The sequence below is a fragment of the Mycobacterium paraseoulense genome, assembly GCF_010731655.1.
Taxonomy (GTDB): Bacteria; Actinomycetota; Actinomycetes; order Mycobacteriales; family Mycobacteriaceae; genus Mycobacterium; species Mycobacterium paraseoulense.
Map to the genome: position 1 here is coordinate 121040 of NZ_AP022619.1, position 12770 is coordinate 133809.

The window sequence follows — 12770 nt, forward strand, 5'->3', positions numbered from 1 at the left end:
GGCACAAGGCCGCAGCGCACCGCAGCCGCGGCTAACAGCGCCGTAACGTCGAACCCGGGCCGGCGCTTACGCCGGCTGCGGCCCCGGCGGCGGACCCGGTTGGTAACCGGGCTGCGGCACGGGGACGACCTGGCCGCCCGTCAACTTGCGGTAGGCGTAGATGATCAGCAGGGACGCGACCGGCGCCGCCACCAACAGGCCGACACCGCACAACAGCAACCCGACGATGAAGGACGCGAACGCGACCAGCCACACCAGCAGCGCGTTCACGAAATTCGACCCGACGAGCGAGAAGCTGGAGGTGAAGCCCTTGATGGCCGACTCCGAGCGATCGATGACGAACGGGACGGTGAACTGGGTGAAGATGCCCAGCACGAGACCCGGGATGAAGCACAACGCCGACGCGATCGAGGTGAGCACCTCGACGATCAGCACGGCGAGAAACACCATGCCGAGATTGCGTGGCCTGAAGAACGACCCGACGGTCACCGCGCGCCCGTCGGCGAGGTCGAGGCAGCCGGACAGGAACGCCGACTGCGCGAATGCGCTTACCGCGTAGGCGATCAGGTAGCCGAGGGCCAGCAGTCCATACCCGGGTCCGGTCAGGTTCGTCGTGAAGGTGAAGTCGTAGTCGTCGGAAGTCGTCGCCGTGTTCATGTTCTGGCTCAGCGTGATCAGCGCGGTGGCCAGGCCAATCAGCAGCCCGTACACCAGGGTGGGGACGATCAACGCGACGGCGTTCTTGGTGAAGGTGTTCCACGCCCAGCTGAAGGCCTCACCGATGCTGAACGCGGGCTTGGGCGGGGCGCCGTACCCCTGCGGCGGGCCGTAGCCGGGCGGTGGTGCGCCGTAGCCGGGTGGCGGGCCGTAGCCGGGTGGCGGGCCGTAGCCGGGGGGTGGGTTTGGCGGTGCGCCGTAACCGGGGGGCGGTGCGCCGTAACCGGGGGGCGGTGCGCTGTAACCGGGCGGCGGTGCGCCGTAGTTGGGCGGCGGGGGATAGCCCGGAGGGTTGTGCTCGCTGCCGTGCGGGTCGGCCGGGGTGCCTGGATACTCGGGAGGCTGGCTCATGTCGGTCCTAGCTGTTGACTCAACCTGTGGGCACGCGCACACGGGAACTTAGCAAAGATGCGTCCGGGACGCCCGGATTGATCTCGCGTGGTATGCCTGAAGCCGTGTCCGACGCTCTGTTTGACATGCCCAGTGACCTGCCCGGCGCGGCGCCGGCGGGCGACCACGGCCTGGGCGTGTCGGCCGGTGCGCCGCTGGCGGTGCGCATGCGCCCGGCGTCGCTGGACGAGGTGGTGGGCCAGGAGCACCTGCTGGCGCCCGGATCGCCGCTGCGCCGCCTCGTCGAGGGATCGGGGGTCGCGTCGGCCATCCTCTACGGCCCGCCGGGCAGCGGCAAGACCACACTGGCCGCCCTGATCTCCCAGGCGACCGGGCGCCGGTTCGAGGCGCTGTCGGCGCTGTCCGCCGGTGTCAAGGACGTGCGTGCCGTCATCGAGAAGGCGCGGTCGACGCTGCTTCGCGGCGAGCAGACGGTGTTGTTCATCGACGAGGTGCACCGGTTCTCCAAGACCCAGCAGGACGCGTTGCTGTCGGCCGTGGAGAACCGGGTGGTGCTGCTGGTGGCGGCGACCACCGAGAACCCGTCGTTCTCGGTGGTGGCGCCCCTGCTGTCCCGGTCGTTGATCCTGCAACTGCGCCCGCTGAGCGCCGACGACATCCGCGCCGTGGTGCAGCGGGCGATCGACGATCCCCGCGGGCTGGGCGGCCGGGTCGCGGTGACGCCCGACGCGGTCGACCTGCTGGTGCGATTGGCCGCCGGCGATGCCCGGCGGGCGCTGACCGCGCTGGAGGTGGCGTCTGAAACGGCGCAGGCAGCCGGCGAGTCCGTCACCGTCGAGACCATCGAGCAGTCGCTGGACAAGGCCGCGGTGCGCTACGACCGCGACGGCGACCAGCACTACGACGTCATCAGCGCCTTCATCAAGTCGGTGCGCGGCTCGGACGTCGACGCGGCGCTGCACTACCTGGCCCGCATGCTGGTGGCCGGGGAGGACCCGCGGTTCCTGGCGCGCCGGCTGATGATCCTGGCCAGCGAGGACATCGGCATGGCCGACCCGAGCGCACTGCAGATCGCGGTGGCCGCCGCCCACACCGTGCAGCTGATCGGCATGCCCGAGGCCCAGTTGACGCTGGCGCACGCCACCATCCATCTGGCCACCGCGCCCAAGTCCAACTCCGTCACCACCGCGCTGGCCGCGGCGATGGACGACATCAAGGCGGGCAAGGCCGGCCTGGTGCCGCCGTATCTGCGCGACGGGCACTATTCCGGCGCGGCGGCGCTGGGGCACGCGCAGGGATACCAGTACTCGCACAACGACCCCGACGGCGTCGTCGCCCAGCAATATCCGCCGGACGAGCTGGTGGGGGTGGACTACTACCGGCCCACCGGCCGCGGCGGCGAGCGGGAGATGGCCGGGCGGCTGGAGCGGTTGCGGGCGATCATCCGCAGGAAGCGAGGACGGCCATGAAGACCTTCACCGACGAGGAGATGGGCGAGCTGCTGGCCGGCGCCAAGCTCTACAGCGTCGTCATCCTCAAACAGGGGCCCGGCTTCGGCGACGAGTCGACGCCCGGCACCGTCTGGGAGCACGGGCGGCGCAACTTCGGGCTGCGTGACGACGGCGTGCTGGCCGTGGTGCTGCCGGTTACCGACGGCTCCGACGTGTGCGGCATCGGGGTGTTCGCGGCGACGGTCGAGGAGACCACCGCCATCATGGCCGACGACCCCGGCGTGGCCCGCGGCGTTTTCACCTTCGAGGTGCACCCCTGCCGCGGGTTCCCCGGCGACGCCTTGCCCTGAGCCGCCCTACGCGGCTCTTAGACCAGCTCGGGCACCCGCAGGTGGGCGATCGCCAGCTCGAATTCGGCCACGTCGATCACCTCGGCGCCGAGTTCGCGGACGCGTCTGCTGCGCAACTCCGTCGCCCGGTCGCGATTGCGGGCCATGGCATCCATCGAGTCGAACGTCGAGCACGACACCGCCCGCCGGCACGCCGGATGGTCGACCAGCAGGCTGGCGCTGCAGAACCCGTCGAGCTCCTCCATCTCCGGCAGCACCGAGGACCGGTAGAAGTCCAGCGACCGGCTGAGCTGATCGGGCACCACCTTGAGCCAGGTGGCCCGCACGCAGGCCCCCTGGCGGGAGTGATGGTCGCGGTGCAGCAAAGCGATGTCCCATTCCTCGACCCGGGCGCTGCCGTCGAACATCAACGCGGCCTGATCGCGGATCGGGGCGACCCGTTCGGCGCTGGCGCGCATCGCGTCGATGCTGTCCCACGAGCTGGTGGCGATGCAGGTCCCGGACTGCCGGTCGACCAACAGTGACAGTCCGACACACCCGTCGATGCCCTCGAGGGCCGGCATGACGACGTCGCGCACGTGCGCGATCCCGATGTCGACGGATAAGGGTTGCGCCTGGATGGTGGTAGAGCGTGCGTACACGGCCGGCCTCCTCTGTAGGGGCTTGTATCGAATGGGCCCCGGTGGCGGCCACCCGGGCCTACCAGTTACCTTCCTCCTGCCCGCGACGCGCCGCAATGCCCTGATGTGGCCGCGCTCACAAACGATTGGCTGGTCACAGTGGGGGCGCCGTAGGCTGGTCGGCGATGCATACCGATGTGCTGGACGTGGACACGACACGGCGCCGCATCGTCGATCTGACCGAGGCGGTGCGGGGCTTCTGCTGGTCGCGCGGCGACGGCCTGTGCAACGTGTTCGTCCCACACGCGACGGCCGGGGTGGCCATCATCGAGACCGGAGCCGGTTCCGACGACGACCTGCTCGACACGCTGGAACGACTGCTCCCGCGCGACGACCGCTACCGGCACTCGCACGGCTCACCGGGCCACGGCGCCGACCACGTGATGCCGGCGCTGGTCGCGCCGTCGGTGACGGTTCCGGTTTCCGGCGGTGAGCCGATGCTGGGGACCTGGCAAAGCATCGTGCTGGTCGACCTGAACCGCGACAACCCACAACGCTCGGTGCGGCTGAGCTTCCTGGAGGGTTAGCGGCCCGGTAGCCCTCCACTGCCGGCGAATAGGCTGGAATAGACGTCCACGCAACGAGCAAACAGGGAAGAAGCGGACCCAACAGTGCAGACACACGAGATCAGGAAGCGGTTTCTTGATCATTTCGTGAAGGCGGGCCACACCGAGGTGCCGAGCGCATCGGTGATTCTCGACGACCCCAACCTGCTGTTCGTCAACGCGGGCATGGTCCAGTTCGTGCCGTACTTCCTGGGGGCCCGCACACCGCCGTACCCGACGGCCACCAGCATCCAGAAGTGCATCCGCACACCCGACATCGACGAGGTGGGCATCACCACCCGGCACAACACCTTCTTCCAGATGGCCGGCAACTTCTCGTTCGGCGACTATTTCAAGCGCCGCGCGATCGAGCTGGCGTGGACTCTGCTCACCAAGGGCGTGCCCGAGGGTGGCTATGGCCTGGACCCCGAGAGAATCTGGACGACGGTCTATTTCGACGACGACGAGGCCGTGCAGCTGTGGCAGGAGATCGCCGGCCTGCCGCCCGAGCGGATCCAGCGGCGCGGCATGGAGGACAACTACTGGTCCATGGGGATCCCCGGGCCGTGTGGCCCGTCGTCGGAGATCTACTACGACCGGGGGGAAGAGTTCGGGGTGGGCGGCGGCCCGGTGGCCAACGAAGACCGCTACATCGAGATCTGGAACCTCGTGTTCATGCAGAACGAACGCGGCGAGGGCACCGGCAAGACCGACTTTGAAATCCTGGGGCCGTTGCCCCGCAAGAACATCGACACCGGCATGGGCGTCGAGCGGGTCGCGTTCATCCTGCAGGGGGTGCACAACGTCTACGAGACCGACCTGCTGCGCCCGGTCATCGATGCGGTGGCCGCCCGCGCGCCGCGCGGCTATGACGCCGGCGACCACTCCGACGATGTGCGCTACCGGGTCATCGCCGATCACAGCCGCACCGCGGCGATCCTGATCGGTGACGGCGTCACACCGGGCAACGACGGGCGCGGGTACGTGCTGCGCCGGCTGCTGCGCCGGGTGATCCGGTCGGCCAAGCTGCTCGACATCGAGGGGCCGATCGTCGGCGAGCTGATGGCCACCGTGCGGGACGCGATGGGGCCGTCGTATCCCGAACTGGTCGCCGATTACGACCGGATCAGGCGCATCGCCGTCGCCGAGGAGACCGCCTTCAACCGCACGCTGGTCGCCGGCTCCAAGCTGTTCGACGAGGTGGCCGGCACCACCAAAGCCGCCGGGGCCAAGGCGATCTCCGGAGCGGACGCCTTCACGCTGCACGACACCTACGGCTTCCCGATCGAGCTGACCCTGGAGATGGCCGCCGAGGCCGGCCTGCAGGTCGACGAGATCGGCTTCCGCGAATTGATGGCCGAGCAGCGTCGCCGGGCCAAGGCCGACGCGGCCGCCCGCAAGCACGCGCACGCCGACCTGAGTGCCTACCGTGAGCTGGTCGATGCGGGCCCCACCGAATTCACCGGATTCGACGAATTGTCCTCCGAGGCAAGGATTTTAGGCATCTTCGTCGACGGCAAGCGGGTTCCGGTGGTCACCCACGGCCCGCAAACGGACGGGGCCGGGGCGCACCAGGTCGAGCTGGTGCTCGACCGCACGCCGCTCTACGCCGAGTCGGGCGGGCAGATCGCCGACGAGGGCACGATCAGCGGAACGGGAGCCTCAGAGTGCGCCCGCGCGGCGGTCACCGACGTGCAGAAGATCGCCAAAACCCTGTGGGTGCACCGGGTCAACGTCGAGTCCGGGGAGTTCGTGGAGGGCGACACCGTCGTCGCGGCGGTCGACCCGGAATGGCGTCGCGGCGCCACCCAGGGTCACTCGGGTACCCACATGGTGCACGCGGCGCTGCGACAGGTGCTGGGCCCCAACGCCGTTCAGGCGGGTTCGCTGAACCGTCCCGGCTACCTGCGTTTCGACTTCAACTGGCAGGGACCGCTGTCCGAGGACCAACGCACCCAGGTCGAGGAGGTCACCAACCAGGCCGTGCAGGCCGACTTCGAGGTGCACACGTTCACCGAGCAGCTGGAGAAGGCCAAGGCGATGGGCGCAATGGCGATGTTCGGCGAGGCCTACCCGGACGAGGTCCGCGTGGTGGAGATCGGCGGGCCGTTCTCGCTGGAGCTCTGCGGTGGCACCCACGTGCACAACTCGGCTCAGATCGGACCGGTGACCGTCCTGGGCGAATCGTCGGTCGGGTCCGGCGTCCGCCGGGTGGAGGCCTACGTCGGGCTGGACTCGTTCCGCCACCTGGCCAAGGAACGCGCCCTGATGGCGGGGCTGGCGTCGTCGCTGAAGGTGCCCTCCGACGAGGTGCCGGCCCGGGTGGCCGGCCTGGTGGAGCGGCTCAAGGCCGCCGAGAAGGAGCTCGAACGCGCCCGGCTGGCCGGCGCGCGCGCCGCGGCGACCAACGCTGCGGCCGGCGCGGAGCGGATCGGTAACGTCCGTGTGGTGGCGCAACGGATGTCGGCGGGGATGACGGCCGGCGACCTGCGTTCCCTGGTGGGTGACATCCGCGGCAAGCTCGGCAGCGATCCCGCGGTGGTGGCGCTGATCGCGGAGGGCGAGGGCGGCAGCGTGCCGTACGCGGTCGCTGCGAACCCCGCCGCCCAGGACCTCGGAATCCGCGCCAACGACCTGATCAAGCAGCTGGCCGCGACCGTCGACGGCCGCGGCGGGGGCAAACCGGACCTGGCCCAGGGTTCGGGGAAGGACCCGACCCGCATCGACGCGGCGCTCGAAGCGATCCGCTCCGAGATAGCGCGGGTCGGTTGAGTGGTTCCCGTACAGCATCGCTTGCCCGACCGGCCGGGCGACCCTGACCAGGATCCCGGACGCGGACGACGGATCGGCATCGACGTCGGCAGTGTGCGTATCGGCGTCGCCTGCAGCGACCCCGACGGCATCCTGGCCACGCCGGTGGAAACCGTGCGCCGCGACCGCTCCGGCAAACACGTGCGGCGGCTGGCCGAGCTGGCCGCGGAGCTCGGGGCGGTCGAGGTGGTCGTCGGGCTGCCGCGGACGCTGGCCGACCGCACCGGCCCGTCGGCGATCGACGCCATGGAGCTGGCCGAGACGCTCGCCCAGCGGATCGCCCCCACACCCGTGCGGCTGGCCGACGAGCGCCTGACCACCGTCAGCGCGCAGCGGTCGCTGCGCGCGGCCGGTGTGCGCGCCAGAGAGCAGCGGGCGGTGATCGACCAGGCGGCCGCGGTGGCCATCCTGCAGAGCTGGCTCGATCAACGGCGCGCCACCTTATCGGCGGGGGAGCGCACCGATGGTTGACAGCGCACGGCGCCCGCGGGCCGAGCCCGAGGCGGTCGGTTCGTCGCGAAAGCGCAGCCGCGTCGCCCGGAACCGGGCCGAGCGGGGGCGTCGCCGCCGGCGGTTCGCCGGCAAGATCGTGCTCGCGGTCGTCGCCGTCGTCGTGCTGGTGGGGGTTTTCATCGGCGCCAAGCTCTGGCACACGGTGTTCGGATCCGGCGACGACTACACCGGGAGCGGCACGCGCGACATCGTGATCCAGATCAAGGACGGCGACTCGACGACCATGGTCGGGGAGACGCTGCAGCACGAGCAGGTGGTCAAGACCGTCCGGGCATTCGTCAACGCCGCGCACGGCAACAGCAAGATCTCCTCGATCCAGCCCGGCTTCTACCGGGTGCGCACCGAAATCCCGGCGGCCAGCGCCGTCGCCCGGCTGGCCGACCCGAACAACCGGGTGGGCCGGCTGGTGATCCCGGAGGGCCGTCAGCTCGACGACACCACCGACATGAAGACCAACAAGGTGACCCCGGGCATCCTGACGCTGATCTCCCGCTCCACGTGCGTGACCCTGGACGGCAACCAGCGCTGCGTCGCCGTGGAGGAGCTGCGGGCGGCCGCGACCAACAGCACCCCCGCCGCGCTGGCGGTGCCGCCGTGGGCCGTCGAGCCGTTCACCGAGCTCGGCAAGGACCATCGCCGGATCGAGGGCCTGATCGCACCGGGCACCTTCAACGTCGACCCGTCGGCCTCGGCCGAGACGATCCTGTCCGGCCTGATCAGCGCCGGCGCGGTCGAGTACGTGAAGTCCGGGCTGGTGGACACCGCCCAGGCGATGGGGCTGTCGCCCTACGACATTTTGGTGGTGGCGTCGCTGGTGGAGCAGGAGTCCAAATCGCAGGACTTCGCGAAGGTCGCCCAGGTCATCTACAACCGCCTGCACGCCCACCACACGCTGGAATTCGACTCGACGGTCAACTACCCGCTGGACCGCCGCGAGGTGGCCACCACCGACGCCGACCGGGCCCAGAAGACGCCGTGGAACACCTACGTGTCGCAGGGTCTGCCGGCGACGGCGATCTGTTCGCCCGGCGTCGACGCGCTGCACGCCGCCGAGCATCCCGAGCCCGGGGACTGGTTGTACTTCGTCACCATCGACGCCCAGGGCACGACGCTGTTCACCAAGGATTATCAGCAGCACCTGGCCAATATCGAGCTGGCTAAGCGCAACGGTGTCCTCGACAGCGCGCGCTGACGGCGGAGCCCGAAAGGCGGCGGTGCTCGGCAAGCCGGTCGCCCACTCGAAGTCCCCGCAACTGCACCTGGCCGCCTACCGGGCGCTGGGGCTGCCCGACTGGACCTACGAGCGCATCGAGTGCGACGCCGAGCGGCTGCCCGCGGTCGTCGGCGGGTTCGGCCCCGAGTGGGTCGGGGTGTCGGTGACGATGCCCGGCAAGTTCGCCGCGCTGCGGTTCGCCGACGAGCGCACCGAACGCGCCGAGCGGGTCGGGTCGGCCAACACCCTGGTCCGCACGTCGGCGGGCTGGCGGGCCGACAACACCGACATCGACGGCGTCGCGGGGGCGCTGGCGTCACAAGGGGAAGCGGACGGGCCGGCGCTGGTCTGTGGATCGGGCGGCACCGCGCCGGCGGCCGTCCTGGGGCTGGCCCAACTGGGCGTCAGCGCCATCACCGTCGTCGCGCGCAACCCCGACAAGGCGGCCCGGCTGGTGGAACTCGGCATGGGGATCGGGGTGCCGACGCGGTTCGTCGGTCTGGACAGCGACGGGCTGGCCGGCGCGGTGGCCGGCGCGGAGGTGCTGGTCAGCACCATCCCCGCGGACGTCGCGGCCCGGTACGCGGACACCTTCGCGCCGATCCCGGTGCTGCTCGACGCCGTCTACGACCCGTGGCCCACGCCGCTGGCCGCCGCGGTGGCCGCCGCCGGCGGCCGCGTGATCAGCGGGCTGCAGATGCTGCTGCACCAGGCGTTCACCCAAGTCGAGCTATTCACAGGGCTCCCGGCGCCGCGCGAGGCCATGGCCGCCGCCCTGGCCTAACGTCGCACCGCATGCGGGTGACGGCGGCGGTGGTGGTGCTGGCCTGGCTGGCGGTGCTGAGCGGCTACGACGTCCGCGAGCGCCGGTTACCGAATCTGTTGACGCTGCCCGGCGCCGCGGCGATCCTGCTGGCGGCGGCCGGGGCCGGGCGCGGCTGGCCCGCGCTCGCCGGGGCGGCGGCGCTGACCGCGACCTATCTGGCGGTGCACCTGGTGGCCCCGGCGGGGATGGGCGCCGGGGACGTCAAGCTCGCGATCGGCCTGGGAGCGCTGGCCGGCTGTTTCGGCGCCGGGGTGTGGTTCCTGGCGGCGCTGGCCGCGCCGCTGCTGACCGTGACCTGGGCCCTGGCGGGCCGGCTCGTCGGCGGCGCGGGCGCCGCGCCGCTGCCGCACGGCCCGTCGATGTGCGTGGCCACCGCCGCCGCGATCGGGCTGGTTCTCGTGTGACCCGGAGGCGGCGCGCGGATTTAAGCCCGCCGGGGCACACATGGGAAGATGATCGGGTGTTGCGCTGGATCACCGCCGGGGAGTCGCATGGCCGCGCGTTGGTGGCCTTGGTCGAAGGCATGGTCGCCGGCGTGGAGGTCAACTCGACCGACATCGCCGACCAATTGGCCCGCCGCCGGCTCGGTTACGGCCGCGGCGCGCGGATGAAGTTCGAGCGCGACGCGGTCACCGTGCTGTCCGGGGTGCGCCACGGCATCACCCTGGGCGGTCCCATCGCGATCGAGATCGGCAACACCGAGTGGCCGAAGTGGGAGACCGTGATGGCCGCCGATCCGGTCGACTCGGAGCGAGCGGCCGACCTGGAAAACTCGGCGCGGAACGAACCGCTCACCAGGCCGCGGCCCGGCCACGCCGATTACGCGGGCATGCTCAAGTACGGCTTCGACGACGCCCGGCCGGTGCTGGAGCGGGCCAGCGCCCGCGAGACCGCCGCCCGCGTCGCGGCGGGCACGGTCGCGCGCTCCTTCCTGCGCCAGGCGCTCGGTGTCGACGTGCTCTCCCACGTCATCGCGATCGGCCCGTCGGCGCCCTACGATGGCCCGCCCCCGCGCCCCGAAGACCTGCCCGCGATCGACGACAGCCCGGTGCGCGCCTTCGACAAGGCCGCCGAAGAGGCGATGATCGCCGAGATCGAGGCGGCCAAGAAGGACGGCGACACCCTCGGCGGTGTGGTCGAGGTGGTGGCCGTGGGCCTGCCGGTCGGGCTGGGCTCGTTCACCAGCGGCGACAACCGGCTCGACAGTCAGCTGGCCGCCGCGGTCATGGGCATCCAGGCCATCAAGGGCGTGGAGATCGGCGACGGCTTCGAGACGGCGCGCCGCCGCGGCAGCCGCGCTCACGACGAGATGTATCCCGGGCCCGACGGCGTCGTCCGTTCCACCAACCGCGCCGGCGGGCTCGAGGGCGGCATGACCAACGGCCAGCCGCTGCGGGTGCGCGCCGCGATGAAACCCATCTCCACCGTGCCGCGGGCGCTGGCCACCGTCGACATGGCGACCGGCGACGAGGCCGTCGCCATCCACCAGCGCTCGGACGTGTGCGCGGTGCCGGCCGCCGGCGTCGTCGTCGAGGCCATGGTGGCGCTGGTGCTGGCCCGCGCGGCGCTGGAGAAGTTCGGCGGCGACTCGCTCACCGAGACCCGACGCAACATCGAGGCGTATCAGCGCGCGGTCGCCGACCGGGAAGCGCCGGCCGCGCGGGGTACCGCGTGATGGCGCCCAAGGCGGTGCTCGTCGGGCTGCCGGGCTCGGGCAAGTCCACCATCGGGCGGCGACTGGCCAAGGCGCTCGGCGTCGAGTTCCTCGACACCGACGCGGCCCTCGAACAGCAGACCGGGCGTCGCATCGCCGACATCTTCGCCTCCGACGGCGAGCAGGAGTTCCGCCGTATCGAGGAGGGCGTGGTGCGCGCCGCGCTGGCCGATCACGACGGCGTGGTGTCGCTCGGTGGCGGGGCGGTCACCAGCCCGGGGGTCTGCGAGGCGCTCGCCGGCCACACCGTCATCTACCTCGAGATCAGCGCCGGCGAAGGGGTGCGCCGCACCGGCGGCGGCGCCGTGCGGCCGCTGCTGGCAGGCCCCGACCGTGCCGAGAAGTTCAAAGCGCTGATGGCCCAACGGGTCCCGCTGTACCGGCGGGTGTCGACCATCCGCGTCGACACCAACCGACGCAATCCCGGGGCGGTGGTGCGCTACATCGTGTCCAGGCTGCAGACACCCGAGAACGCTCACGCGGAGGCCGCGCCATGACTAGCGCCGAGCCGGTCACCGTGCAGGTGGCCGTCGACCCGCCGTACCCGGTGATCATCGGCACCGACTTGGGCGACCAGCTCGTCGAACTCCTCTGCGACCGGCACCGCGTGGCCGTCGTGCACCAACCGGTGCTGGCACACACCGCCGAAGCGATCCGAAGCCGCCTGGCGGACAAGGGCGTTGACGCACACCGCATCGAAATCCCGGACGCCGAAGCCGGAAAGGACCTGCCGGTCGTCGGCTTCCTCTGGGAGGTGCTCGGCCGCATCGGGATTGACCGCAGAGACGCGTTGGTGAGCCTCGGCGGCGGCGCCGCCACCGACGTCGCCGGGTTCGCGGCGGCCACTTGGCTGCGCGGCGTCGACATCGTCCACATTCCCACCACGTTGCTCGGCATGGTCGACGCGGCCGTCGGCGGCAAGACGGGAATCAACACCGACGCGGGCAAGAACCTGGTGGGCGCGTTCCACCAGCCGCTGGCCGTGCTCGCCGACCTGGCGACCCTGGAAACGTTGCCGCACAACGAGCTCGTCGCCGGAATGGCCGAGGTGGTCAAGGCCGGCTTCATCGCCGACCCGGTGATCCTCGATCTCATCGAGGCGGACCCGCGGGTCGCCGTGGACACCGCCGGTGCGGTGCTGCCCGAGCTGATCCGGCGTTCGATCGCGGTCAAGGCGCGGGTGGTCGCCGCCGACGAGAAGGAGTCGGAGCTGCGCGAAATCCTGAACTACGGCCACACATTGGCGCACGCGATCGAGCGCAGGGAGCACTACGAGTGGCGCCACGGCGCCGCGGTGTCGGTGGGCCTGGTGTTCGCCGCGGAGCTGGCCCGCCTCGCCGGCCGGCTCGACGACGCGACCGCACGCCGGCATCGCACCGTGCTGTCGGCGCTCGGCCTGCCGGTCAGCTACGACCCCGATGCGCTGCCGCAGCTGCTCGAATACATGGCCCAGGACAAGAAATCGCGCGCCGGTGTGCTGCGGTTCGTGGTCCTCGACGGGCTGGCCAAGCCGGGGCGGCTGGCCGGGCCGGACCCGTCGCTGCTGGCGGCGGCCTACGCGGGGCTGTCCGACGCGGAGGACGCCTCGTGACCACGGTC

13 protein-coding genes are annotated in these 12770 nt (G+C 71.1%); 11 read left to right on the top strand and 2 right to left on the bottom strand.

Translation table 11 applies throughout. The features are described from left to right. Nucleotides 1–66: 66 nt before the first annotated feature. The gene (locus tag G6N51_RS00615; RefSeq protein ID WP_163750598.1) at nt 67–1068 is read right to left on the bottom strand and encodes a hypothetical protein; all 1002 of its coding nucleotides are present in this window, start codon (nt 1066–1068) and stop codon (nt 67–69) included. Between the two features lie 92 nt (nt 1069–1160). Here G6N51_RS00615 and G6N51_RS00620 point away from each other — a divergent pair, with 92 nt between their 5' ends. Beyond that, nucleotides 1161–2537: a replication-associated recombination protein A gene (locus tag G6N51_RS00620; RefSeq protein ID WP_083176496.1), complete on the top strand. Its 1377-nt coding sequence runs from the start codon at nt 1161–1163 to the stop codon at nt 2535–2537. Beyond that, complete coding sequence (locus G6N51_RS00625) at nt 2534–2869, top strand: hypothetical protein (protein ID WP_083176494.1); 336 nt, start codon at nt 2534–2536, stop codon at nt 2867–2869. The genes G6N51_RS00620 and G6N51_RS00625 overlap by 4 nt, the downstream gene beginning before the upstream one ends. 17 nt (nt 2870–2886) lie before the next feature. Here G6N51_RS00625 and G6N51_RS00630 read toward each other — a convergent pair whose 3' ends face one another. Then, nucleotides 2887–3510, bottom strand: coding sequence for a hypothetical protein (locus G6N51_RS00630; RefSeq protein WP_083176492.1), 624 nt, complete (start codon nt 3508–3510; stop codon nt 2887–2889). Nucleotides 3511–3686: 176 nt separating this feature from the next. On the opposite strand from G6N51_RS00630, the gene G6N51_RS00635 reads away from it, so the two are divergent. The 9 genes from G6N51_RS00635 to aroB all read left to right on the top strand — a co-directional run bounded on the left by G6N51_RS00635 (nt 3687) and on the right by aroB (nt 12762). Further along, nucleotides 3687–4076: a secondary thiamine-phosphate synthase enzyme YjbQ gene (locus G6N51_RS00635; RefSeq protein ID WP_174814354.1), complete on the top strand. Its 390-nt coding sequence runs from the start codon at nt 3687–3689 to the stop codon at nt 4074–4076. 84 nt (nt 4077–4160) lie between these two features. Continuing rightward, nucleotides 4161–6866: an alanine--tRNA ligase gene (gene alaS / locus G6N51_RS00640; protein WP_083176488.1), complete on the top strand. Its 2706-nt coding sequence runs from the start codon at nt 4161–4163 to the stop codon at nt 6864–6866. Beyond that, nucleotides 6867–7376, top strand: a complete 510-nt coding sequence (gene ruvX / locus G6N51_RS00645) for a Holliday junction resolvase RuvX (RefSeq protein ID WP_083176486.1) — start codon at nt 6867–6869, stop codon at nt 7374–7376. Then, a complete protein-coding gene (mltG, locus tag G6N51_RS00650; RefSeq protein WP_083176484.1) occupies nt 7369–8610 on the top strand; it encodes an endolytic transglycosylase MltG in 1242 nt (413 codons plus the stop codon). The genes ruvX and mltG overlap by 8 nt, the downstream gene beginning before the upstream one ends. Beyond that, a complete protein-coding gene (locus G6N51_RS00655; RefSeq protein ID WP_083176482.1) occupies nt 8588–9415 on the top strand; it encodes a shikimate dehydrogenase in 828 nt (275 codons plus the stop codon). The genes mltG and G6N51_RS00655 overlap by 23 nt, the downstream gene beginning before the upstream one ends. 11 nt (nt 9416–9426) lie before the next feature. Continuing rightward, nucleotides 9427–9861, top strand: coding sequence for a prepilin peptidase (locus G6N51_RS00660; protein ID WP_083176480.1), 435 nt, complete (start codon nt 9427–9429; stop codon nt 9859–9861). A 56-nt stretch (nt 9862–9917) separates the two neighbouring features. Further along, nucleotides 9918–11132, top strand: coding sequence for a chorismate synthase (gene aroC / locus G6N51_RS00665; RefSeq protein ID WP_083176478.1), 1215 nt, complete (start codon nt 9918–9920; stop codon nt 11130–11132). Next, entirely contained in the window at nt 11132–11668 is a 537-nt protein-coding gene (locus G6N51_RS00670) for a shikimate kinase (protein ID WP_083176476.1), read from the top strand. Before aroC ends, G6N51_RS00670 begins: the two co-directional genes overlap by 1 nt. Next, entirely contained in the window at nt 11665–12762 is a 1098-nt protein-coding gene (gene aroB, locus G6N51_RS00675; protein ID WP_083176474.1) for a 3-dehydroquinate synthase, read from the top strand. The genes G6N51_RS00670 and aroB overlap by 4 nt, the downstream gene beginning before the upstream one ends. Nucleotides 12763–12770: the final 8 nt, after the last annotated feature.